This is a genomic window from Azospirillum soli (genome assembly GCF_017876165.1).
GTDB lineage: Bacteria > Pseudomonadota > Alphaproteobacteria > Azospirillales > Azospirillaceae > Azospirillum > Azospirillum soli.
In genome coordinates this window covers 16125-39242 of record NZ_JAGINQ010000036.1, presented here as the reverse complement: position 1 = coordinate 39242, position 23118 = coordinate 16125, and the positions used below count along the sequence as shown (strand labels likewise).

The following is a 23118-nucleotide window of genomic DNA, read 5'->3' as shown; positions in this document are numbered from 1 at the left end:
CTTTTTTATGATTCGGACATCAGGCGGTGATGACGTCGGTGGCCAGGGTGCGCGCGGCGATGCGGCCCTCGACCGGTTCCCAGCCGAGGCCGACGCGCTCCGTCGGCACGCGGATGGCGCCGTTCTCGGCCAGGATCACGGGTTCGACGATGTCCTCGTCGAAGTACTTGTCCGAACCGGAGATGTCGCCGGGCAGGTCGAAGGCGGCGAGACTGCACAGCGCCACGGCACCGGCGCGGCCGACGCCGAATTCGTGCATGCCGCCGCACCACACGCCGATGCCGTTGGCGGCGGCCAGCTCAGCGATCGCCTTGGCCTCGCCGAAGCCGCCGACGCGCGGCGCCTTGATGTTGATGACCTTGCCGGCCTTGCTGTCGATCATGCGCCGGGCGTCGGCCACGGTGCGGACCGATTCGTCCAGGCAGATCGGGGTCGTCATCATGGTCTGAAGCTGGGCGTGGTTGACCATGTCGTCCCACTCCAGCGGCTGCTCGATCATCATCAGGTCGAAGGCGTCGAGCTGGCGCAGGTGGTCGGCGTCGGCCAGCCTGTAGGCCGAATTGGCGTCGGCCATCACGGCCAGATCGGGGAAGCGCTCGCGCACGGCCCGCACCGGCTCCACGTCGAAGCCCGGCGCGATCTTCATCTTCACGCGGCGGTAGCCCTGATCGACGTATTTCTGGATGGTGGCGATCAGCTTGTCCAGGTCGCGCTGGATGCCCAGGCTGACGCCGGACAGGATCTCCGGACGGGTGCCGCCCAGCTCCGCCGACAGCGAGCGGCCGTTGGCCCGCGCCGCGAAGTCCCAGGCGGCCATTTCCAGCCCGGACTTGGCGAAGCCGTTGCCCTTGGTCCGCTCGTAAAGCCTAGCGAATTCGTACGGGTCGGACCACTCCTTGCCGACCACCGCCGGGGCCAGGAAGTCCTTCATGATGTGCCAGCAGGTCTCGGTCGTCTCGCCCATGTAATAGGGCTCGGTCGGGGCGGCGCACTCGCCCCAGGCGGTGATGCCGTCGCCCTCCAGCTTGACCAGAATGTGGCGCAGGGCGTCGGCGCCGTGGGTGCTGGCCTTGAAGGGCGTGTGCAGGCTCATGACCACGACGGACAGCGTGACTCGTTCGATCTTCATGATCTCAAATTCCCGGAAGGCGGACGGGCCGGCGTCACGCGACGAGCGCGGAGCCGCCGTCGACGACGATGTCGGTCAAGGCGATGTGGCCGGACTGGTCGGAAAGCAGGAACAGGATCGTGTTGGCGACGTCCTCCGGCCGGCCGACCTTGCGCAGCGGGATCGGCACGCGGTAGCGGTCGAGGTTGCCGTCGATGTGCCCCTTGCGCATGGCGTCGGCCTGATCGCCCCAGGTGGCGGTGGCGATCGGGGTCTCGGTCACGCCCGGATGGACGATGTTGACGCGGACCCCCAGCGGCGCCAGTTCCAGGCCCAGGCACTTGGCGTAATATTCGGCGGCGGCCTTGGACGCGCCGTAGGCGCCCTGCCCGGTGCGGATGACCACCGTGGTCTGCGAGGCGACCACGACGATGCGGCCCGACCGGCGTTCGGCCATGCGGCGGGCCACCGACTGGGTGACGTTGAAGACGCCGGTGGCGTTGACCGCCTGGCAGGCGTTCCAGTCCTCGGCCGTCATCTCCAGCGCGGTCGCGGTGCGGAAGATGCCGGCGGCGTGGGCCAGCAGGCCGATGGGGCCGAGGTCCCGTTCAGCCGAGGCGACCGCCTCGTCCACCGACGCGCGGTCCGACACGTCGACGCGATAGGCCCGGCCCTCGCCGCCGGCGGCCTGGATCGCCGCCAGCGTCTCGTTCAGCCCATCGGCCTTGAGGTCGAGCAGCGCGACCTTGGCGCCCGCAGCCGCCAGCGCCACCGCCGTGGCCGCGCCCATCCCGCCGCCGGCGCCCGTGACCAGGGCGACGGCGTCTTTGAATCCGGTAAGTTGCATGATCGGATGTCCCCGTTCAGCGCGCCTGCGGGACCGCGGCGGCCCCATCCACGATGGTGATCGCGATGTCGCCGAGACCGTCGATGCCGCCGGTCACCCGGTCGCCGGGGACGATGGCGCCGACACCGGCGGGGGTGCCGGTCATGATGAGGTCGCCGGGCTTCAGCGTCATCGAGCGTGACAGGATCGAGATGGTCTCGGGCACGTCCCAGATCAGATCGGCGATGTCGGCGTCCTGCTTCACCGCGTCGTTGACCGCGAGCCAGATCCGCCCGCTGGTCGGATGGCCGATCTTGCTGGCGCGATGCAGCGGCGCGATGGGCGCCGACCGGTCGAAGGCCTTGCCCCAGTCCCAGGGCCGCCCCTTGTCGCGGGCGTCGAGTTGCAGGTCGCGGCGCGTCAGGTCGATGCCGACGCCGTACCCCCAGATCAGGCCGTTGGCCTCGGCCACCGGGACGTCGGCGCCTTCCTTGCCGATGGCCACGATCAGCTCGATTTCATAGTGGAAGTTGCCGGTCTCCGGCGGATAGGGGATGGACGTGCCGTCATCGACCACGGCGTCGGCCGGCTTGGTGAAGAAGAAGGGCGGTTCGCGGTCCGGGTCCTTGCCCATCTCACGCGCGTGCGCCGCGTAGTTGCGGCCGACGCAGAAGATGCGGCGTACCGGGAAGCGCGCGTCCTCACCGGCGACGGCGACGGACGCCTGCGGCGGCGGCGAAAAGGTGAACTGGCTCACAAAGTCTCTCCGGCAGGGCGTTTGGGCAGAGCGTGGGGTCTGGGCGTTGGTCAGGCGTTGCTGCGGTCTTCGCGCCACAGGCCGAGCTTTTCCTGGATCGGACGGTCGGAGCAGCTGAAGAGGACGGCGTCCTCGTCGGCCTCGTGCGTCACGTGATGCCAGCTCGGCACGACGAAGATGTCGCGCGGCCCCCACTCGAACGTCCGGTCGCCGACCCGCGAGCGGCCGCGCCCTTCGATGGGGACGTAGACGGTGGCGTCGGTCGCCCGGTAGCGCAGGGTCGAGAAGCCCTTGGGCAGCATCTGGATGAAGGCCCCCAGCGTGGGCATGGCGAAATCGCCGGTGACCGGGTTGGTGTAGCGGAGCTTCAGCCCGTGGCAGGGATCCCACTCGTCCTGCGCCTTCATGCGTTCCAGCGCGTCGCGGGTTTCCTCGTAGGGGTAATTGAAAATCGGCGAGCTGTGCGTCGTCCGCTTGAGGTCCACCGGCAGCAGGTTGCGGCCGTAGCGGGCCAGCGAATCGCCGGTGCGGCGCGTGACCGGCTGTTCGTCCTCGTCCAGCCGTTCGGCGAAGGAGGCGTCGAAGAACTGCACCACCGGAATGTCCAGGCCGTCCAGCCAGAACATCGGCGCGTCGGTGTCATTGCCGTGGTCGTGCCACGTCATCGCCGGGGTGATGACGAAGTCGCCGGGCGACATGATCGTGCGCTCGCCGTCGACCGACGTGTAGCCCCCCTTCCCTTCCAGCACGAAGCGCAGGGCGGTCTGGCTGTGGCGGTGGGCCGGCGCGACCTCGCCGGGCAGCACCAGTTGGACGCCCGCGTACAGCGAGGTGGTGACCTTCGACTGGCCGTGCAGGCCGGGATTCTCCAGCACGAGCACGCGGCGCTCTGCCTCCTTGGCGGTGATGAGGCCGCCGGCCTCCATCATGCGGTGGCGGATGGTGTCGAAGCGCCACAGGAAGGGCTGGCAGGTGCTGCGCGGTTCCGCCGTGATGAGGGTGGACAGGTTCGTCCAGAGCGCTGAAAGCCCTTCCTTGTCAATGGCTTCGTAGAAGGCTCGCCGTTCAGGCGTGTCGTGGGCGACGTGCTCCACTGCCAATTCCCTCCCCCGGTTGGCCCGTTCGTTCGGGCACTGATGGTTTATATATGCAATCATCTGTGTGCTAATTGACAGTATGCTGAACTTATGTATGCTGTCAATCGCCTTGCTGACGATCCGGATGTCGATGGTTTGGGTGACGGCCTTTAATGATCGCCCGGCCCAGGGAACGGCGAAGAATCCGGTTCCAAACCGCTCCGGACGGCGGGCGGCACCGCACTCTGCGGATTGCAGAAACGACACGACGCTTTGAGGGGGGAGAACGGGTGCGGCTCTATGGATATTTTCGCAGCAGCGCGTCCTGGCGCGTGCGCATTGCCTTGAACCTGAAAGGGCTTCAGGCCGATCTCGTGCCCCGCCATCTGCGGCGGGGCGAGCAAAGGGACCCCGGATATCTGGCGCTCAACCCGCAAGGGCTGGTGCCCGCTCTGCTCCCGGAGGATGGCCCGGCGCATGACGGCCCAGCGCATGATGGCCCGGTGTTGACGCAGTCGCTGGCGATCATCGAATGGCTGGAGGAGCACTATCCCGAACCGGCGCTGCTCCCGAGCGATCCCGGCCGGCGCGCCAGGGTCCGGGCCTTCGCCCTGGCCATCGCCTGCGACATTCACCCCATCCAGAACCTGAAGGTGCTGGCGCGCCTGCGCCATCTCGGCGTGGCCGAGGAGGATGTCGGCGGCTGGGCCAAATGGGTCATCGAGGAGGGCTTCGCTGCTCTTGAGACGATGATCGCGGACGAACCGGGTCCCTTCGCCTTCGGCGACGCGCCGACGCTGGCGGACGTCTGCCTTGTTCCTCAGTTCGGCAACGCCCGCCGCTTCGGCGTGGACGTGGAGCGGTTTCCCCGGCTGCTCGCCGCCGAACGCGCGGCGCTGGAGCTTCCGGCCTTCACCGCCGCCTTACCCGAGGAGCAGCCCGATGCCGAGTGATGAAACGGTCATGTCCGTGGAACGCCTCTACAGCCGGCCCGGTCACCTCATCCGGCGGGCCCAGCAGATCGCTGTTTCGATCTTCGTCGAGGAATGCGGCGCGCTCGACCTGACGCCGGTGCAGTACGCGGCGCTCGTCGCCATCCGCAGCCAGCCCGGCCTGGACGCGACGCGCCTGTCGGCGCTGGTCGCCTTCGACCGCTCGACCGTCGGCAACGTGCTCGAACGCCTGGAGGGCAAGGGCCTGATCGTGAGGGTCAATTCCCCGGAGGACCGGCGCCTGAAGCTCCTGCACATCACCGACGCGGGCGTGGACATCGTCGAAAAGGCCGAGCTGGGCGTGCAGCGCACCCAGGAACGCATCCTCGCGCCGCTCGCCCCCGCCGACCGGGACCATTTCATCGCGCTGCTGACGCAGCTCGTCGAACTCAACAACAACGCCTCCCGGGTGCCCCAGAGCACGCCGCCGAAGCGCTAGACCATCGCACTGGAGTAGATAGGGAATGTCGGAAGACAGCCTCAACGACCTGCCGATCCTGATCGCGGGCGGCGGAATTGGCGGACTCGCGGCCGCGGTCGGCTTGGCCAACAAGGGCTTTTCGGTGGTCGTCCTGGAACGGGCGCCACAGCTCGGCGAGATCGGCGCCGGCATCCAGCTCGGCCCGAACGCCTTCCACGCCTTCGACGCGCTCGGCGTCGGCGCGCAGGCCCGCGGCATGGCGGTTTACATCGACGCCCTGCGCCTGATGGACGCCCTCACGGCGGAGGAGATCACCTCGATCGACCTGGGTGACGCCTTCCGCAAGCGCTTCGGCAACCCCTACGCGGTGGTCCATCGCGGCGACCTGCACGGCGTCTTCCTCAAGGCCTGCCAGGCACACCCGAACATCGACCTGCGGGTGGCCAGCGAGGTCGTGGACTACGAGCAGACGGCCGAGCGGGTGACCGCCCGCCTCGCCTCGGGCGCGACGGTCGAAGGCGCCCTGCTGATCGGCGCCGACGGCCTGTGGTCGAAGGTGCGCACGCGCGTCGTCGGCGACGGCCAGCCGCGCGTGTCCGGCCACACCACCTACCGCTCGGTCATTCCGACCGAACACATGCCGGAGGATCTGCGCTGGAACGCGGCCACGCTGTGGGCCGGCCCAAAATGCCACATCGTCCATTACCCGCTGTCGCGGTGGAAGCTGTTCAATCTGGTCGTGACCTACCACAACGACGCGCCCGAACCCGTCGCCGGCAAGCCGGTGACGGTGGAGGAGGTGCTCGCCGGCTTCACGCACGTGCATGAGCGCGCGCAGTCGATCATCCGCCACGGCCGCGATTGGAAGCTGTGGGTGCTGTGCGACCGCGAGCCCGTGGAGAATTGGGTGGACGGCCGCGTCGTCCTGCTCGGCGACGCCGCCCACCCGATGCTCCAGTATTTCGCCCAGGGCGCCTGCATGGCAATGGAGGACGCCGTCTGCATCGCCGACGCGCTGGGCGCCCGGCCGGACGACGTGCCGACGGCGCTTGAAGCCTACCGCCGACGCCGCGCCGTCCGCACCGCGCGGGTCCAGTTGCAATCCCGCGCCATCGGGGAGCACGTCTACCACCCCGCCGGTGCCCACGCCGCAGCCCGCAACGCGGTGATGCGCGCCAAAACGTCGGAGGACTATTACGGCCACCTCGCGTGGCTGTACGGCGGCAACGCCCTCGACCACGACACCGCCTGACCGGCGGATCATCCACGAAGGCATCCACATCGCCGGACGCGCTCCCCTGCCGCACCCACCCTGTTCGCCTCGGCCGGCGTCGTTCAAACGGACGATGCCGGCCGCCGCCGACGCCCCCATACCTGTCGCCAGTCCCCCCGCCAGCGAAGGCGGCCGCCACACAACGGTTCCTGGGCGGGTTCCTGGGAGGCGACCGGAGGCCGACCGACTGCCGGCCATGCATGGGAGCGGAGCATGTTCGACTTCAAGGGCAAGGTGGTTCTGGTCACGGGCGGCGGTGCCGGCATCGGCCGCGCGACGGCCGAATTGTTCGGTGAGCTGGGCGCCCGGGTCGCCGTGCTGGAAATCGCCCAGGACCGATGCGAGGCCGTGCGCTCGCTCCTGGTGGAGGCCGGTGTCGATGCCCTGGTGCAGCGCGGCGACGCCGCCGACGCGGGCGATGTCGATGCGCTGATGTCGGCGATCGACGCGCGCTTCGGCCGCCTGGACGTGCTGGTCAACAACGTCGGCGATTTCCTCGGAATGGCGGCGCCGTTCGCCGAGACCACGCCGGCCGGCTGGAACGCGCTTTACCAAGTCAATCTGCACCACGTCTTCCTGGTGACGCACGCGACCCTTCCCCTGCTTCGGCGGACCGGAGCGGGAAGCAGCATCATCAACGTCTCGACCATCGAGGCGTTTCGCGGCATCCCGAACGCCGCCGTCTACAGCGCGTTCAAATCGGCGATCACCGGCTTCACCCGCAGCCTCGCCCTGGAACTGGCCCCGGAAGGCATCCGGGTCAACGCGATCGCGCCGGAAACCACCGAAACGGAACAGGTTCCGATCAGCCGCTGGATCCCCGAGGAGTACCGGGATCTGGTGCCACGCTTCATTCCACTGGGCCGCTACGGCGAACCGCGCGACGCCGCCGGCAGCGCCGTGTTCCTGGCGTCGGAGCTGGCGGCCTGGATTACCGGAACCACGATCAACCTCGATGGCGGAGCACTGGCCGCCGGCGGCTGGCGGCAGACGCGGGACGGACGGTGGACGAACCGGCCGGTGATCGAGGCCAACGCCCACCGCAGCCCGCCCACCGCAGTTCCCGGGCCTGAACTCCTGCCACCCGGATTATAGAAGAAAGGATTGTCATGAACATTCTCGTCATCGGCGGGTCGGGCCTGATCGGCGCATCCGCCGCGCTCCATTTGCAGTCGCTTGGCCACAGCGTCACCATCTCGTCGCGCCGCCCGCCGGCTGCCGACAGCGAGGTTGCTCACCTCCCCTTCCTCCAAGGAAGCTACACGGACGAATCGATTTCCGAAGACCAGCTTTCGGCGTTCGACGCCTTGCTCTTCGCCGCCGGAAACGACCCACGGCACGTCCCCAAGGACGGCAACACCACGGAGTATTGGGAGCAGACCAACACCATCGCCGTGCCCCGCTTCCTCGAACGCGCGAAGAAGGCAGGCGTGTCCCAAGTCGTCAACATCGGCAGCTTCTATCCCTGGGTCGCCCCGGAGCTGGTCGCCGGGAACGCCTACATCGAATCGCGCTTGGCGGTCGATGAGGCCGTGAAGGCGCTCAACGCCCCCGGCTTCAAGACCGTTTCGCTCAATCCGCCCTTCATCCTCGGCGCCCTCAAGGGCGCCAAGCTGGGTTCGTTCAAGCGGATCCTGCAATACGCGCGCGGCGAGATGCCCGAACTTCCCGTGTACGCGCCGCCGGGGGGCGTCAACTTCATGACGACCCGCTCGCTGTCCGAGGCGATCGCCGGCGCCTTTGAGCGCGGCGTCGGAGGCACCTCGTATCTGGTCGGCGACGAGAACCTGACGTTCCAGGAGTATCTGTCCGCCTTCTTCCGCGCGGTCGGCAAGCTGGGCGACATTCCGCTGGTCGAGCAGACCCACCCCCTGATCGGCAGCTATGCCGGGCTGGGCGGCACCATCTTCTTCGAACCCGATCCGGCGGAAGTGGCGCTGCTTCGCTACACGCGCGGTGACGTGACGCGCGCCATCGATGAGATCGTCGCGAAATATGCCTGACATGCCGAGCCTCGAAACCCTTCTGGACGAGGCTGCCTACCGTCATCTGGCGGTCCAGTACGCGCTCGGCGCCGACCGGCGCGACAAGGCCGTCTGGGCCGCCTTGATGACGCAGGACATCGCCCTGATCGTTCGGGACCGGCATACGGAAGGGCTTGCCAACGTCCTTCCCCTGCTCGACGGTCTGGCGGCGACCTACGAGATCACGCAGCATCGCGTCTTCAATCAGGTTCTGACTGTGGACGACGACACGGCGACCGGGGAGACCTATGGCATCGCCGATCACGTGAAGGCCGACGATGGAGGACAAACGCTGATCCGGTGGGCGGTTCGCTATCAGGACCGATTGCGTCGCGACGGCCAGGGATGGCGGTTTTCCGAGCGCCGGCTGATCATCGACTGGGTCGAGAAGCACAGCGTCACGCGGCAACGGACCTGACCGGCACGGCGACGCCGGCGGGCTTTCAGCGTCCCTGGAACACCGGCTGGCGGCGTTCCAGGAGAGCCCGCATCGCCTCTCCGTGGTCGCGGCTCTGCATGGTCAGCATCTCGTAGGCGATGGACGCGTCGAGCAGCAGGTTCAGCTGGTCCTTCAGCCATTTGTTGACGGACAGCTTGGTCCAGCGCACCGCCCAGACCGGAGCCACCGCCAGCTCGGCGGCCAGCTCCATGGCCTTGGGGAGAACCTCCGCGGCCGGCACGGCGTAGTTGACCAGCCCCATGGAGGCGGCCTGCGCGCCCGTGACGGGCCGGCCCCGCATCAGGAACTCCTTGGCCCGCAGCGGCCCGATGAGCAGCGGCCAGACGACGGTGCCGCCGTCACCGGCCGACAGCCCGACCCGCACATGCGTGTCACCGAACTTCGCGCCTTCGGCCACCACCACGATGTCGGAGAACAGAGCGAGCGTCGCGCCCAGGCCCAGGCAGTTCCCGTTCACCGCGACGACGACCGGCTGCCCGACGTCGAGCAGGTTCTGAAGCAGCCGGCGCGTCGCGGCGGGCAGACGCAGGGAGCGCGCGAACGCCTCCTCGCTGCCGGCCGCCTCCGCCAGTGCCCGCAGGTCGCCCCCGGCGGAGAAGGCGTCGCCCGCCCCGGTCAGGACGATGGCGTTCACCGCCTCGTCTTCCGCAAGGTCGAGCCACACCCGCTCCAGCTCGGTGTGCATGACGGGGCCGATGCCGTTGCCCTCCTCGGGGCGGTTCAGCGTCACCACGGCGACGCGGTCCGCCCTGGTGACGGACAGGTGGGTGTAGTGGCTGTAGTCCATGGGCGTCTCCGGGGTGCGACCGATCAGCGTTCGGCGAAGGCCTTCTCGATGACGAAATGCCCCGGCTCGCCCTGGTTTCCTTCCTCGAAGCCGCGATCTTCCAGGATGACCCGCATGTCCGCGAGCAGGCTGGGGCTGCCGCAGAGCATCACCCGGTCCTCCCGGTCGAGCGGCGGCAGGCCGACGTCCGCGGACAGCCGGCCGGATTCGATCAGAGTGGTGATCCGTCCACGGTTGCGGAACGGCTCGCGGGTGACGGTCGGGTAATAGATCAGCTTCTCCCGCACGCAGTCGCCCAGATATTCGTCCTGCGGAAGCTCCCGCGTGATGCGCTTCCCATAGGCAAGCTCGGACGCCAGCCGGCAGCCGTGCACCAGGATGATGCGCTCGAACCGCTCGTAGGCTTCGAAATCCTTGATGATGCTGAGGAACGGCGCCAGCCCGGTGCCGGTGCCGAGCAGATACAGGTTCCGGCCGGGCAGAAGGTTGTCCAGAAGCAGCGTCCCGGTCGGCTTGCGCCCCACCATCAGGCTGTCACCGACCTGGATGTGCTGAAGGCGGGAGGTCAGGGGACCGTCCGGCACCTTGATCGAGAAGAATTCGAGGACATCCTCGTGGTTGGCGCTCACCAAGCTGTAGGCACGCAGGAGCGGCCGGCCGCCGACCTCCATGCCGACCATGGTGAATTGCCCGTTGCGGAAGCGGAACGACTGGTCGCGGGTGGTGGTGAAGCTGAACAGCGTGTCCGTCCAGTGGTGCACGCTGAGCACGCGCTCGACGTTGAAGGAGCTCATTGATCGTCCATGTTGGAAAGGCGCGGCGCGAACGGCCGCAAGGGGGGATCAAACGGCGAGGTAACGCTGCTTGATGTCATTGCGCTCCTCGAACGCCGCCCAGTCGCCGTCGAAGACGATGGTGCCGGCGTCGATGACGTAGACCCGGTCGGTGGTGGTGCGCGCGAACCAGAGATTCTGTTCGCACAGCAGGAGGGCGGTGTCGTCGCCGGTGGAGACGGCGCGGACGTCCTCCGCCAGCCGTTCGACGATGGCGGGGGCAAGGCCCTCGGTCGGCTCGTCCAGCAGCATCAGTCGGGGGCGGCTCGCCACCGCCCGCGCGATGGCGACCATCTGCTGCTGGCCGCCGCTGATCTGGTTGCCGAAACGCCGGGCGATGGGGCCGAGCATGGGGATGCGCGCGATCACCTCCTCGGGCGGCAGCCCCTTTCGACCGGCCGGGGCGGCGTGGGTGCCCATGCGGATGTTCTCGGCCACGGTGAGATGGCCGTACACCCGGCGGTCCTCCGGGACGAGTTGGATACCCAGGCGGGCCCGGCGGAACGGCGGCAGGTCCGCCAGCGCGGTGCCCTCCCACGCCACGACGCCCTCGGTGCGCGGCCCGGCGTTCATGATGCTCTTCAGCAGGGTGGACTTTCCCGCACCGTTGCGCCCGATGACCGCGACCCTTTCGCCGGCCCTGATCGTTATGCTGACCTTGTGGAGGATCTGGCTGCTTTCGTAGAACGCGTCGACGGCCTGAACCTCAAGCATCCTGCGCCTCCCTGCCCAGATAGACCGAGCGCACCACCGGGTCCCGGCGGATCTCGTCCGGCGTCCCGCAGGCGATGCGCGTCCCGCCGTTCATCACCATGATCCGGTGCGCCAGACCGAAGATCACGCCCATGTCGTGCTCGGTCATGACCACGGTCATCCTCTCGCTGGCCCGGATCCGGCGGATCAGGTCCGCTGCCGCCGTCCGGTCGCTGGGCGACATGCCGGCGGTCGGCTCGTCGAGCATGAGGATGCGCGGCCTTCCGGCCAGTGCGATGGCCAGCTCCAGCCGCTTGCGGTCGCCATGCGACAGCGACTGTGCCGGGGTGCCGGCCCTGGCGGACAGGTCGAGCTTGTCCAGAAGCTCATGCGTGCGGTCGACGGCCGCGCTCCCCGGACGGACCGTGTGGCGCGGCCCGGACGGCACGCCGGCGGCGGCGAACTGCGCCTCGACCGCGACGAGAACGTTGTCGAACACCGAGAATTCGTTGAAGACGCGGGCCACCTGGAAGGTACGCCCCATGCCGCGACGAACCCGACGGAATGACGGCTGGCGGGTCACGTCGGCGCCGTCGAACAGCACTTGGCCGCCGTTGCACCCGACCTCGCCGGTCATCACCTTGAACAGCGTGGTCTTGCCCGCGCCGTTCGGGCCGATGATGGCGAAGGTCTCGCCCTCCTCGACGTCGAGATCGATGCCCTTGAGGACTTCGAAGGCGCCGTAGTTCTTCCGGACGCCACGGACATCCAGGATCCGGTTCACCATGCTCCCTCCCGCATGGCCGGGCGCCCGATGGCGCCGCCGGCCGCTGTGTTCCCGTTCGGATTGGGCCGCACCCGCGCACCGGCAAGCCGCCGCCACGCCCCCGCCAGCCCGTGCGGGGCGAAAAGCACGATGGCCAGCAGGATGGAACCCGTGACGATCTCCGACATGCCGACCAGCGTCCGCGTGCCGAAGTCGATGACGGCGAAGGCCGCCGCGCCGATCATCGGCCCCCAGAAGGAGGTGGCGCCGCCGATCAGCGTGAAGAGGATCGGCTGGGTGGAGTGCATCATGCTGCCGAGGTCGGGCGTGACGATCTGGGACCACGGCGCGTAGAGCGCGCCGACCGCCGCTCCGAAGCCGCCGGACAGGGTGAAGGCCCCCAGGCGGCAGGCGTGCACGTCGATGCCGATGAAGGCGGCGCGCTCGGGATCCTGCCGGATGGACCGGAGCACGCGGCCGAAGCGCCCGTGCGCGATCCACCAGAGGGCGGCCGTCAGCACGCCGCAGGCGGCGCACAGGAACCAGTAGTAGTTGTTGCCGGCCGCGAGATCGACGCTGACGAACCCGAACGGCAGGGTCGGACGCGGAATGTTGGGCAGGCCGTCCTCGCTGCCGAGCCAGCGCGTGTGGCTGAGGGTGATGCGCAGCAGCTCGGCCAGCGCCAGCGTGAGGATGGCAAGGTGGATGCCCTTGGACCGGCGCAGAGCCACGCAGCCGACCAGCCAGGACACCGCCGCCCCGACCAGCCCGGCCAGGACGACCACCAGCAGGAACAGCGACCCGTACCCCTCGCGCAGCAGCACGGCGGACACGTAGGCGCCGATGGAGAAGAAGCCGGCGCTGCCGAAGCTCGCCAGGCCGGTGTAGCCGAACAGCAGGTTCCACGACAGCGCGAACACGGCCGAGGTCATGGTCACGCCGGCCAGGAACACCACGCCGGAGTTGGCCCACAGCGGCAGGCTGACGAGGAGCAGCACGGCGGCGGTCGGGACCGCAAGGCGGGCGGCGCGGGTCATGCGCGCCTCCCGGCGAAGATGCCCTCGGGCCGCAGCAGCAGGAAGCCGATCATGCCGACATAGACCGCGATGCCGGGCGCCTGGGGCAGCAGGACCGCGTTGAAGCTGTCGATCAGGCCGAGCAGGATGGCCGCCACGAAGGCGCCGCGCACGTTGCCGAGACCGCCGATGATGACCGCGTTGAAGCCGAGCAGGAGATAGGCGTCGCCCAACCCCGGCGACAGGGTCTGGTTGGGCAGCAGCAGCCCGCCGGCCACGCCGGCCAGCGCGAAGCTGGCCACCACCGCCAGCGTCACCGCCACCGGCACGTTGAGGCCGAGCAGGTTGGCCATCCAGCGGTCCGCCGTGATCGACACGATCATCTTCCCCATCCACAGGCGGTGGATGAAGAGTTCGAGAACCAGGAAGACCGCGACGCCCGCGCCGATGACGAACAGCGAGAACTGCGGCACGAACAGGTCGCCGATGGACACCGCCCCATCCAGCCCCGGCGGCGGATCGACCGAAACGAAGTCGAGGCCCCAGATCAGCTTCACGGCGCCGACGCAGATCAGCATGACCGCGAAGGTGGCGATCAGCATGAAGTGCTCCTCGACGTGCTGGATGCGGCGGAACACCACCCGCTCGACCGCGAGGCCGAGCAGGCCGACGGCGGCGCCGCCGACCGCCGCCCCACCGATCAGCGTTGCGATGGAGTGCGGCCCGCTCCCGACGAGCGTCGCCGCGACGTAGGCGCCGATCATGAAGAAGGCACCATGGGCGAAGTTCAGGATCCGCATGACCCCGAACATGAGCGTCAGCCCGGCAGCGACCAAAAAGATGGCCATGCCGGCCGACAGGCCGTTGATCAAAGCGAACATGGATGGATCTCCGATGGCCCGCGCGCGGCGGGGGGACGCTCAGCCGAAGGGCTTGCCGGGCGTCGCCGGTTCCACGAACCGGTCGCCGGGCAGGGTCGCCGTCTCGAAGACCCGCCATCCCTTGGGATCGCCGGTCTCGCGTCCGAAGCGGACGAAGGTCACGTCGCCGACGAAGGTGTGGTCGTCCTTGCGGAAGGCGATGGTGCCGGTGCATCCCATCGTGTTCCCCGCCTCGATGGTGGGGATGAGCGCCGCGCTGTCGGTGCTGCCGGTGGCGGCCACGGCGGCGGCGAGCACGGCGATGCTGTCGTGCGCGACGCCGACGTACCAGTTCGGGTACCCGTCCCCGGTGCGGCGGATGTGGGCGTCCAGCACCTCGCGGCTGACCGGGTTCGGCGCGGCGTCTTGGTACCAGCCGGTCCAGCCCCAGATCGACCGTGGGGTGTTGCCCCCCATGGCCTTGGCGATGCTCAGCTCGTTGCCGCTGTCGGCGACGGCCTTGAACTTGCCGTCCAGGCCGAACGTGCGCGCCTGCTTGTAGTAGCTGACGGAGTCCGTGCCTTGCAGCACGTTCAGCAGCCCTTCCGCGCCCGATCCCATCAGCGTGGATATCTGGTTGCGGTAGTCGGCGGCGCCGAACGTGGCGAGCACCGGGTTCATGACCTCGGGCTCGCTCCGCCCCAGCGCGGCGTACTCCCGCTTCAGCCCGACCTCGAAGTATCTGGCGATGTCGCGCAGCGCGGCCACGTCGGACATCATGATCGCCCAACGCCCGATGTCCGGGAAGCGGCGCGCCATGAGGGCGCCGAAGGCGCCGTATGCCATGGGCGAGCTGAAGCCGAGGCGGAAGGCGTTCGGCGTGAAAGCCTCGTGGGTCAGCGCCAGCGCCTGCGGCCCGACCATCACCATGGTCGCGTTCGCCTCCTTCAGCAGGGGCGTGGTGGCCAGCAAAAGCGCGGTGAAGGTGCCTTGCGCGAAGAGGCGGATGCCCGATCCCGAAAGCTCGCGGAACACGGTGACGGCGGTGTTCGGATTCCCCTTGTCGTCGCGCACCACCAGTTCGAGCGGCCGCCCGGCGACGCCGCCGGCCTTGTTGATGCGCTCGACCGCGATCTCAGCGCCGGTCTGGATATGGTTCCCGTAGAACTGGCCGGGGCCGCTCAGCGTGGTGATCAGCCCGATGCGGACGGGGCCGCTATCCTGGGCTCGCAGGATGCCCGGTGCGGCAAGAATCCCGGCGCCGGCCGCCAAACCTGTCAGGACTGTTCTGCGCTTCATGGTCACTGCGTGTTTCCTCCCGATGTTCGGTGCCGGATTCCCGGCGTTGTGTGCAGACCAGCAGCGGTGTTTCAGGGGTGTCAGGCGTCTCCCTGCCGTTCGAGGAGGAAGGCCCGGATGCTCGACCGCATGATCTGGCCGGTGGCCGAGGTGCGCGGCAGGCTCTCGACCGCGATCACGCGGCGCGGGTGCTTGAAGGGCGCCAGGGACGAGCCGACGTGCTGGCGGAGTTGGTTCACATCGGGGCACGCGGCGCCGGGCGACAGCGTCACCGCCGCGCACACCACCTCGCCCCAGGCCGGGTCCGGCAGGCCGACGACCGCCACCTCCCGCAGGCCCGGATAGGAGGACAGGGCGGCCTCCACCTCGGCCGGAGCGATCGTCTCGCCGCCGGACCGGATGACCTCGCGCCGCCGTCCGGTGATGGTCAGGTAGCCGTCGGCGTCCTGCTCGGCCAGATCGCCGGACAGGTACCAGCCGTCACGGAAGACCTCGGCGGTCTGCTCCGGCAGGTCGAAGTAGCCGGTCATCATGGAATCGCTGCGCAGCCACAGCTCGCCGTCGACGATCCGCGCCTCCTTGCCCGGCGCCGGCAGCCCGACGCTCCCCGGCCGCTCGTCGATCTCGCTGTCGTTCAGGCCGAGCGCCGTCCCGAACTCGGTCGAACCGTAGAGCACGCCGCACGCGCTGCCGGGGAACCGTTCCCGGATGCGGGCGATCAGGCGCGGATCGACCCGCGACGTGCCCGTGGACGTGCTGCGCAGCGAGCGGGTGTCGTACGGATGGCTGGTGGCCAGCACGCGCTCCCACACCGAGGGGATGCAGTAGAGCAGCGACGGGCGCCACCGCTCGACCTCGGACAGGATGCGGTCGCCGTCCAGGCTCTCCACGAAATGGACGGTGCGGCGGTGCGCCCAGGCGTCTAGGACGTAGCTCCACCCCGCCCAGTGGAACAGCGGGAAGGTGACCAGCTCGCCGCCGCCACCCGAGGTCACGCACTTGGACGCGCCGAGCAGCGCCCGCAGCCAGCTCGCCCGGTGGGACAGCATGACGCCCTTGGGGCGGCCGGTGCTGCCGCTGGTCAGGAAGATGGCGTGGATGTCCTCCTCCCCGACGGTCGCATCGTCGAGCGGCGCGTCCGAAGCGGCCGCCGCTCTCCGGTCCAGGTCGTCGCCGGGCACCGTCCGCCCGTTCGCGCCCAGCACGGCGACGGGAAGCGCCAGCGCCGCCCCGACGCTCTCGGCGATCTCGCGCTGGTCCCAGTCGGCGACGAACAGGCTTGGCCGAATGTAGGCGGCGGCCTGCTGTGTTTCTTCGGCGGACAGGGCAGGGTTCAGCGGCACGAAGGTGGCGCCGATGCGCTGCGTCGCCATGAACAGGTCGAGCGTCGCCAGCGTCAGGCGGCTTCTGAACAGCACGCGGCCGTGGCGCCCCACACCGAGCGAGCGCAGGGCCCGCGCCATGCGGTTGGCCGAGCGGTCGATCTCGGCGAAGGTCACCGCCCGCTCGCCGAGCGTGGCGGCGATGCGGTTCGGCGTGGCGGAAACGGCGAGGTCGAGGATCGTTCCGACAAGACGGAATCCGGCAGGACGGGACATGGCCGCCTCACTCCGCCGTCGCCGCGGGCGCGGCCGCGCGGTCCTTGATCTCGCCGAGCGGATAGGTCTTCCCCAGCGATTCCATCAGGTAGTCCGTCCCGGCTTCCGGAGCGACGAACCAGCCGGTCGGGCACATTGTGAGAATTTCGACGAGCGACAGCCCCTGCCCTTCGGTCTGGCGCTGGAACGCCTTGCGCACACAGCGCCGCGTCTGGGCGATGGACGCGGCGTTGTGGACCGAACAGCGCGCCACATAGGCCGAGCCCTGCAACGACGCCACCAGTTCGGCGATCGCGATGGGGTAGCCGTGGTCGTCGGCGGTGCGGCCGTCGATGCTGTTCTTGGTGCGCTGGCCGATCACCGACGCGGCCGTCATCTGCCCGCCGGTGTCGCCAAACACGCCGTTGTTCAGGAGGATGCAGGTGATGTTCTCGCCACGGGCGGTGGCGTGCAGGATCTCGGCTAGGCCCTCGTTGACCATGTCGCCGTCACCCTGGAGCGTCCACACGGCGGTGTCGGGCCGCATCCGCTTGATGCCGGTCGCCGTCGCCGGGGCGCGACCGTGCAGGCACAGCGTGCTGTCCACGTCGAGCAGCATGATGAAGCCGCCGTAGCAGCCGTGGCCCAGCACCGCGATGTTGTTCTGCGCCAGACCAAGCTCCTCAATGACTTCGAGGACGACCCGGATGGCGACCGGCTCGCCGCAGCCGGGGCACAGCCCGTGCTCTTCCGATTGCAGGAGCGACGGCTTGTAGTCGGCGACCTTCCGGCTCGCCTGCTCCGGCGGTTGCCGCGTGTCGATCAGGGTCACAGGGTGGCTCCTTCCAGGGTGTCGAGGATGCGCTGCCGGATGACGGTCGCGTCCATCAGCGGTCCGAGGTTCAGGCCCGAACTGTCGAAGCTGACTCCACCGATTGGCCGGACGATGCGCCGGTCCCGGACGTTCAGGCGGACGTCGTCGATCATCTGCCCGGCGTTCAGTTCGAAGACGAGGACGCGGCGCGCGTTGGCGGTGGCCCGTTCCAGCGCCTCGCCGGGGAACGGCCACAGCGTCACCGGACGGAAGAAGCCGATGCGGTGGCCCTGCCCGCGCAGGTCGTGCACCACATGCTCGACGAACTTGCCGCCGGTGCCGAACGCGACGACCACGGTCTCGGCGTCCTCGACGAAGCCCTCCTCCCAGCGCATCTCGGTTTCGGCGATGCGGTCGAACTTCTCGGCGATGCGGGCCCAGTGGACGCTCGGCCCCGGACCGGGGGTGTTGTGCTTGCCGGCACCCCACGTCCAGATCTGCCGGGATTTGCCGGAACCGCCGGAGGTGCCGTCGAGCTGCCAGTCCTTGGGCGGCAGCGGGCCGAAGTCGCGGCGCCCGACGTCCACGCTGACCTGGGTGCGGGCCAGCAGGTTGTCGCCCAGCACGATCACCGGCACCCGGTAGAGGTCGGCGAGGTGGAAGGCGAGCTGGGTCAGCTCCACCGCCTCCGGCAGATCCTTCGGTGCCAGCGCGATGGTGCGGTAATCGCCCCAGCCGCCGCCCCGCGTCGCCTGGAAATAGTCCTGCTGGTTGCGCGCCATGTTGAAGACGACCAGCGGCGTCTCGTTGAGGGCGGATTCGGCGATGGCCTCCTGCATCAGCGCCAGCCCCTGGCCGCAGGATCCGGTCGCGGCGCGGAAGCCGGCCGCCGCGGCGCCCATGGCCATGTTGACGCCCTCGATCTCCGTCGCCGCGTTGATGCAGGTGCCGCCGGAGGCCGGCAGCTTGCGGGCGAGATGTTCAAGCAGTTCGGTCGCGGGCGACATGGGGTAGCCGGCGTAGAAGCGCAGGCCCGCGGCGATGGCGGCTTCCGCGATCGCTTCGCTGCCTTCGAAAAGGGTCAGGGACATGGGCGCGCTCCTTCCGGCGGCGTGTCGAACAGGACGGGATCCTCGAACTTGAAGACTTCGAACACGAAGTCGGGGCAGACCTGCTGGCAGGCCGTGCAGCCGGTGCAGCCCGGCTTGAGTTCCGGATAGAGGTAGCCGAGCCGGTTGCCCGTCCGGGACATGGTCAGGACGTTCGGCGGACAGGCGGCGATGCACAGTTCGCACCCTTTGCAGCGGTCCTCGGCGATCACCAGCGTTCCTCGGGTCACCGTCCTCATCACACGGCCTCCCGCAGCGGGGCGCCGTCGAGGTCGAACGGGGCGCCGAGGGCGGGGAGCGCGTCGGCCCCGGCCCGGATCGCCCGCTCGTTGGCCTCGATGTGCTGGCGGCGGTAAACCGGGATCTGTTCCTTCATCGCGGCGACCAGACTGTCCACCGCGACGATGCCGGTCATGGCGGCGTAGGCCCCGAGCAGCACCATGCCCGCCGCCATCCGGGCGCCCATCTCGGTGGCGATGGCGGTCGCCGGAACCTGGACCAGCCGGTGCCCCTCCATGCCGGGCAGCGCCGGGGCGATGGACGCCTCCGCCAGGATCAGCGATCCCGGCCGCAGGCGGCCGCCGACATTCTCCCAATACTGGTTGTGCATGGCGATGGCCGAACCGGCGCTCGGCAGCACCGGAAGGGCGCGCAGCGGGCCGGGGCCGACGACGACCGTTCCGACCGAACTGCCGCCGCGCATGTGCCCGCCGTAATCGCCCGACAGCATCACGTGCCGCCCTTCGGCCACGGCGGCGAGAGCCAGGACCTTCCCGGCGAGTTGCACGCCCTGACCGCCGATGCCGGATATGAAGAGTTCCAATTCCAGAGCAGCCTCCCTCGTGCCTTTGGCGAATTTCGTTCTTGAGGACAAGCGTATGCGCGGCCCCACCGGGGCGCAAGCCAATTTTTCTGTTTCAAGCAGAAATTTCAGTTTGAGACAGAAATTTCCTTCAGGCACTCTCCCGGCCTTGCCGACCACGAGAACTGAGAGGAGAACGCCATGGCATACGCGGTCACCGACGCCTGCATCCGGTGCAAGTACATGGATTGCGTGGACGTCTGCCCGGTGGACTGCTTCCACGAGGGCCCCAGCATGCTGGTCATCGACCCCGAGTTGTGCATCGATTGCGGCGTGTGCGAACCGGAATGCCCGGCCGGCGCCATCGTCGCCGACACCGCGCCGGAGGCCGGGCGCTGGCTGGCGCTGAACCGCCGTCACGCGGCCGTGTGGCCGAACATCACGGTCAAGGGCGTGCCGCCGGCCGACGCCGACCGCTTCAAGGGAATGACCGGCAAGTACGAGCGGTTCTTCGCCGCTGATGCCGAAACCGCCGGAGCCGAACCCGCCGGAGCCGGCGGCGATCCGCGCCAGGGTTGACGGCGCGGACCGAAAGGCGGCGGGGTCAGACGCCGAGCGTCTGGCCGCCGTCGGCCAGGATGATCTGGCCGGTGACCCAACCGGCCCACGGCGACGCGAGGAACAGAACGACGTTCGCGATGTCGTCCGGGCTGCCGAAGCGGCCGAAGGGCAGGCTTTTCAGCGTGGCCTCGTATTGCTCCGGCTTCTCGGCTCGGCAACGGTCCCACCATCCGCCGGGAAAATCCACCGAGCCGGGCGCGACGCAGTTGACGCGGATGTTCCGGCGCGCCAAAGCCGCCGCCTGCGAACGCGTGAGGTGCATGACCGCAGCCTTCGCGGCACCATAGGCCGGTGTCCGTGGGGTCGGCTGGAAGGCGCTGCGCGACGCCACATTGACCACACACCCGCCCTCCGGGCGCCCGGCGGCGCTCAGGTGCGGCTCGGCGGCGTTGGTGGCCCGCACCGTGGCCATCAGGTCGATGTCGATGCTGACGCGCCAGTCCCGTTCCGTCCCGCCGGCGCTCTGCCCCGTCGCGTTGTTCACCAGCACGTCCATGCCGCCGAGCGTCACGGCGGCCTCGTCGATGTACCGCTGCAACATGTCGCCATCGCCGACGTCGCAGACCGCCGTGTGCGCGATTCCGCCATGGCCTTCAAGATCCGCGCGCGCCTCGTCGAGCCCTGCCCGCCCCCGCGCGCAAATGGAAACGGAGGCGCCGGCCCTGGCGAACGCGGCGGCGACGGCGCGCCCGATTCCACGGCTGCCGCCGGTCACCACGACCCGCCGGCCGCTGAAATCCAGTGTCATGGAGGTTCTCCCTGCTTCCGCCGGCCGCAAGGTCGAAGCGTCGCCGGCGCCATACGGATGGACGGCAGGGTAACGGAAGCCGCCGACTCGGCAAGGCAAATTTCTGGTCCAAACAGAAAAACGTTGCCGCCGGGGAGCGCGGGCGCTACAGACTGGTGTCGCGGCGCCGGGTGGCTCCGCAACAACGGATCGGGATCTGTGGTGACCACGACAAAGCACGAATCGCCGACGATCGGTCGGGCGCGCGACCTCACGCGGACCAGCCGGAACGCCGCGGGGCGCAAGCCGTCGCGCAAGTCCGAGATCGTCCAGGAACGCATCCTCGACGCCGCGGCCAAGGTCTTCGCGACCAAGGGGTATCAGCTCGCCAAGCTCAGCGACATCGCCAACGAGGTCGGCGTGCACGTCACGGCCATCGGCTACCATTTCCCCACCAAGGACACGCTGGCCGAGGAGCTGATCAACAGTCTGGTGAACACGGTGCACCACCGGGTCCGCGCCAGCGTAGAGACCCTGCCCGAACGGACGCCTCCCCGGGACCGGATACTGGCGGCCGCCACCGAATTCCTCTGCGCCATCCTGGACAAGACCGAATACATCACCGCCCACGGCAATGTGGTGAATCAGGTTCCCCAGGAGGTGCGCGACCGCCACTTCTCGCTTCTGGCGGCGTTCAACGACTTCTGGCGGGGGCTGGTGCGCGAGGCGTACGACGCGGGCGCGATCCGCCCCTCGGTCGATCCCTCCCTGGCGACGCAGATGCTGATGGGCACGCTGATCTGGACGCGGGAATGGTACAAGCCGGGCCCGAAGTCTCCTGCGCAGATCGCCGCCGAAATCGTCAACACCCTGTTCGACGGGTTCTCCCCGACCGGCGGTGCGTCCGCCGACGGGGAGCGGTGACGGGAAGCGGCGACGGTCAGCAGCCGCGAAAACGGGCCGGACGCTTGCCCAGGAAGGCGGCGACCCCTTCGCAAAAGTCGGCGGTTGCCGCGGAGGCCCGAAAATTCTCGTGCTCGACCTCCAGGCACCGGCCGAGGTCGGCGTCCCACGCATCGCGCATCATCCGGCGGATGCGGGCGTAGGCCGCCGTGGGACCGGCGGCGAGCCGCCCGGCGAGCGCCTGCGTTTCCTCCTCCAGCGCCGCCGCCGGGACGACCCAGTTGACCAGCCCGATGCGCAGCGCCTCGTCGGCGTCGATGGTGTCGGCCAAAAGCGCCAGTTGCAGGGCTCGGCGCAGCCCGACCAGACGCGGGATGTGATAGCTGCCTGACCCGTCCGGCGTCGCTCCGATGCGGGCGTAGGCCAGCGTGAAGCGCGCGTCGTCCGCCGCGATGCAGAGATCCGCCGCGGCGGCGACGCTGAAGCCGGCACCGGCGACCGGGCCATGGACCGACGCGATCACCGGCACGGACAGGGCGTCCATCATCAACAGCGCCTCGTGCAGGGGCTCGATGATGGCGGAGGCCACCTCCGGCGCCCGGTCCGGATCGGCGCCGAAACGGCTGAGGTCGCCGCCGGCCATGAACCCGCGCCCCTGGCCGGCGAGGACCAGAGCTCTAACCTCGGGATCGTCCGCCACGGCGCGGCACGCGTCGCGGAAGGCGGCCGCCGTGTTCTCATCCAGCGCGTTCAGCGCGGCCGGCCGGTTGAAACGCACCCAGGCGACCGCGCCTTCGCGCGTCAGGAGAACGGGGTCTGACATGGCTTTTTCATCTCCGTTTCAAAAGATCAGCGTCCGGTCTTTGGAAACCGCGATCTTCATCGATGATCCTTGAATATGCCGAGAAATAGGACAAAGCGCATCACCTTCGCGAACCAGCGGGTGCGACGGCCGCGCGGGCGAAAAAGCCGGGGGCGCAGAACCGGCGGATGAGATCACCGACCGCCCTCTGCTCTTCCGCGATCTTGCGCCAGTCATGGACGTCCAGCCCCTGCGCCCTGGCATCGTCGAGAAGCGCCTGCACCCTGCGGTCCCCGGGGAACACCGCCACCGCATCCGCCACGGCGGCGAGATCGAGCCCTTTGGACAGGGGGCTTGCCTGCCCCACGCTTGCGATGGCGACGCGGCGGATCGGGATGTTCCGCATCGCAGCCCACAGCTCGCCACCGAGTTCGGCGCCCGGCGCACCGCCGGTCAGCACCGTACGGACGCCCCCCGCCTCGTGCAGGGCATCCAGACGGCCGCAATCGGCATGCGTCAGGCGATAGTTGCTCCCACCGCAGACGATCAGACGCATTGTCCTTGCTCCTTCA

27 protein-coding genes are annotated in these 23118 nt (G+C 69.0%); 8 read left to right on the top strand and 19 right to left on the bottom strand.

Features of this window, described 5'->3' with window-relative positions; genetic code table 11:
• Positions 1-19 precede the first annotated feature (19 nt).
• The 4 genes from menC to gtdA are packed head-to-tail and all read right to left on the bottom strand — an operon-like array spanning position 20 to position 3785.
• Positions 20-1129, bottom strand: a complete 1110-nt coding sequence (gene menC / locus J2852_RS29565; RefSeq protein ID WP_209882610.1) for an o-succinylbenzoate synthase — start codon at positions 1127-1129, stop codon at positions 20-22.
• Positions 1130-1163: 34 nt separating this feature from the next.
• Positions 1164-1955, bottom strand: coding sequence for an SDR family oxidoreductase (locus tag J2852_RS29560; protein ID WP_209882608.1), 792 nt, complete (start codon positions 1953-1955; stop codon positions 1164-1166).
• Between the two features lie 16 nt (positions 1956-1971).
• Positions 1972-2691 carry a fumarylacetoacetate hydrolase family protein gene (locus J2852_RS29555; RefSeq protein WP_209882606.1) on the bottom strand — a complete coding sequence of 240 codons (720 nt, stop codon included), beginning with the start codon at positions 2689-2691 and terminating at the stop codon, positions 1972-1974.
• A gap of 50 nt (positions 2692-2741) precedes the next feature.
• A complete protein-coding gene (gene gtdA / locus J2852_RS29550; protein ID WP_343206849.1) occupies positions 2742-3785 on the bottom strand; it encodes a gentisate 1,2-dioxygenase in 1044 nt (347 codons plus the stop codon).
• 272 nt (positions 3786-4057) lie between these two features.
• Here gtdA and maiA point away from each other — a divergent pair, with 272 nt between their 5' ends.
• The 6 genes from maiA to J2852_RS29520 all read left to right on the top strand — a co-directional run bounded on the left by maiA (position 4058) and on the right by J2852_RS29520 (position 8895).
• Positions 4058-4720, top strand: coding sequence for a maleylacetoacetate isomerase (gene maiA, locus J2852_RS29545; RefSeq protein ID WP_209882602.1), 663 nt, complete (start codon positions 4058-4060; stop codon positions 4718-4720).
• Positions 4710-5198, top strand: coding sequence for a MarR family winged helix-turn-helix transcriptional regulator (locus tag J2852_RS29540; RefSeq protein WP_246500076.1), 489 nt, complete (start codon positions 4710-4712; stop codon positions 5196-5198). The genes maiA and J2852_RS29540 overlap by 11 nt, the downstream gene beginning before the upstream one ends.
• 25 nt (positions 5199-5223) lie before the next feature.
• Positions 5224-6432 (top strand): 3-hydroxybenzoate 6-monooxygenase, encoded by a 1209-nt coding sequence (locus J2852_RS29535; RefSeq protein ID WP_209882600.1) that lies wholly within the window; start codon positions 5224-5226, stop codon positions 6430-6432.
• Between the two features lie 234 nt (positions 6433-6666).
• Complete coding sequence (locus tag J2852_RS29530) at positions 6667-7548, top strand: SDR family NAD(P)-dependent oxidoreductase (protein ID WP_209882598.1); 882 nt, start codon at positions 6667-6669, stop codon at positions 7546-7548.
• Positions 7549-7562: 14 nt separating this feature from the next.
• Complete coding sequence (locus J2852_RS29525; RefSeq protein ID WP_209882597.1) at positions 7563-8456, top strand: NAD-dependent epimerase/dehydratase family protein; 894 nt, start codon at positions 7563-7565, stop codon at positions 8454-8456.
• A 1-nt stretch (position 8457) separates the two neighbouring features.
• Positions 8458-8895, top strand: a complete 438-nt coding sequence (locus J2852_RS29520; protein ID WP_209882595.1) for a nuclear transport factor 2 family protein — start codon at positions 8458-8460, stop codon at positions 8893-8895.
• Positions 8896-8920: 25 nt separating this feature from the next.
• On the opposite strand, the gene J2852_RS29515 is transcribed toward J2852_RS29520, so the two are convergent.
• From J2852_RS29515 to J2852_RS29460, 12 genes are all read right to left on the bottom strand, one after another.
• Positions 8921-9724: an enoyl-CoA hydratase/isomerase family protein gene (locus J2852_RS29515; RefSeq protein ID WP_209882593.1), complete on the bottom strand. Its 804-nt coding sequence runs from the start codon at positions 9722-9724 to the stop codon at positions 8921-8923.
• Positions 9725-9747: 23 nt separating this feature from the next.
• Positions 9748-10518, bottom strand: a complete 771-nt coding sequence (locus J2852_RS29510; protein ID WP_209882591.1) for a ferredoxin--NADP reductase — start codon at positions 10516-10518, stop codon at positions 9748-9750.
• Positions 10519-10566: 48 nt separating this feature from the next.
• Entirely contained in the window at positions 10567-11271 is a 705-nt protein-coding gene (locus J2852_RS29505) for an ABC transporter ATP-binding protein (RefSeq protein WP_209882590.1), read from the bottom strand.
• Positions 11264-12037, bottom strand: a complete 774-nt coding sequence (locus J2852_RS29500; protein ID WP_209882588.1) for an ABC transporter ATP-binding protein — start codon at positions 12035-12037, stop codon at positions 11264-11266. Before J2852_RS29500 ends, J2852_RS29505 begins: the two co-directional genes overlap by 8 nt.
• Entirely contained in the window at positions 12031-13053 is a 1023-nt protein-coding gene (locus J2852_RS29495) for a branched-chain amino acid ABC transporter permease (RefSeq protein WP_209882587.1), read from the bottom strand. The genes J2852_RS29500 and J2852_RS29495 overlap by 7 nt, the downstream gene beginning before the upstream one ends.
• The gene (locus tag J2852_RS29490; protein WP_209882585.1) at positions 13050-13913 is read right to left on the bottom strand and encodes a branched-chain amino acid ABC transporter permease; all 864 of its coding nucleotides are present in this window, start codon (positions 13911-13913) and stop codon (positions 13050-13052) included. Before J2852_RS29490 ends, J2852_RS29495 begins: the two co-directional genes overlap by 4 nt.
• Positions 13914-13952: 39 nt before the next feature.
• Positions 13953-15191 carry an ABC transporter substrate-binding protein gene (locus J2852_RS29485; protein WP_209882583.1) on the bottom strand — a complete coding sequence of 413 codons (1239 nt, stop codon included), beginning with the start codon at positions 15189-15191 and terminating at the stop codon, positions 13953-13955.
• Between the two features lie 80 nt (positions 15192-15271).
• Positions 15272-16789, bottom strand: a complete 1518-nt coding sequence (locus J2852_RS29480; protein WP_209882582.1) for a class I adenylate-forming enzyme family protein — start codon at positions 16787-16789, stop codon at positions 15272-15274.
• A 7-nt stretch (positions 16790-16796) separates the two neighbouring features.
• Positions 16797-17600: a thiamine pyrophosphate-dependent enzyme gene (locus J2852_RS29475; RefSeq protein ID WP_209882580.1), complete on the bottom strand. Its 804-nt coding sequence runs from the start codon at positions 17598-17600 to the stop codon at positions 16797-16799.
• The gene (locus J2852_RS29470; RefSeq protein WP_209882578.1) at positions 17597-18673 is read right to left on the bottom strand and encodes a thiamine pyrophosphate-binding protein; all 1077 of its coding nucleotides are present in this window, start codon (positions 18671-18673) and stop codon (positions 17597-17599) included. Before J2852_RS29470 ends, J2852_RS29475 begins: the two co-directional genes overlap by 4 nt.
• Positions 18664-18930, bottom strand: coding sequence for a 4Fe-4S dicluster domain-containing protein (locus J2852_RS29465; RefSeq protein WP_209882576.1), 267 nt, complete (start codon positions 18928-18930; stop codon positions 18664-18666). The genes J2852_RS29470 and J2852_RS29465 overlap by 10 nt, the downstream gene beginning before the upstream one ends.
• Complete coding sequence (locus J2852_RS29460; protein WP_209882574.1) at positions 18930-19514, bottom strand: 2-oxoacid:ferredoxin oxidoreductase family protein; 585 nt, start codon at positions 19512-19514, stop codon at positions 18930-18932. Before J2852_RS29460 ends, J2852_RS29465 begins: the two co-directional genes overlap by 1 nt.
• Before the next feature lie 180 nt (positions 19515-19694).
• Between J2852_RS29460 and fdxA the strand changes: the two genes are divergently transcribed.
• On the top strand, positions 19695-20072 hold the full coding sequence (gene fdxA, locus J2852_RS29455) for a ferredoxin FdxA (RefSeq protein ID WP_209882572.1): 378 nt from the start codon (positions 19695-19697) through the stop codon (positions 20070-20072).
• 25 nt (positions 20073-20097) lie between these two features.
• Here the strand turns inward: fdxA and J2852_RS29450 are convergent, their stop codons facing one another.
• Positions 20098-20862, bottom strand: coding sequence for an SDR family NAD(P)-dependent oxidoreductase (locus J2852_RS29450; protein ID WP_209882571.1), 765 nt, complete (start codon positions 20860-20862; stop codon positions 20098-20100).
• A 201-nt stretch (positions 20863-21063) separates the two neighbouring features.
• On the opposite strand from J2852_RS29450, the gene J2852_RS29445 reads away from it, so the two are divergent.
• Positions 21064-21765 (top strand): TetR/AcrR family transcriptional regulator, encoded by a 702-nt coding sequence (locus tag J2852_RS29445; protein WP_209882569.1) that lies wholly within the window; start codon positions 21064-21066, stop codon positions 21763-21765.
• Positions 21766-21781: 16 nt separating this feature from the next.
• Here the strand turns inward: J2852_RS29445 and J2852_RS29440 are convergent, their stop codons facing one another.
• Positions 21782-22567 (bottom strand): enoyl-CoA hydratase/isomerase family protein, encoded by a 786-nt coding sequence (locus tag J2852_RS29440; RefSeq protein WP_209882568.1) that lies wholly within the window; start codon positions 22565-22567, stop codon positions 21782-21784.
• A gap of 100 nt (positions 22568-22667) precedes the next feature.
• Positions 22668-23102, bottom strand: coding sequence for an SLOG family protein (locus J2852_RS29435; RefSeq protein ID WP_209882566.1), 435 nt, complete (start codon positions 23100-23102; stop codon positions 22668-22670).
• Positions 23103-23118 lie beyond the last annotated feature (16 nt).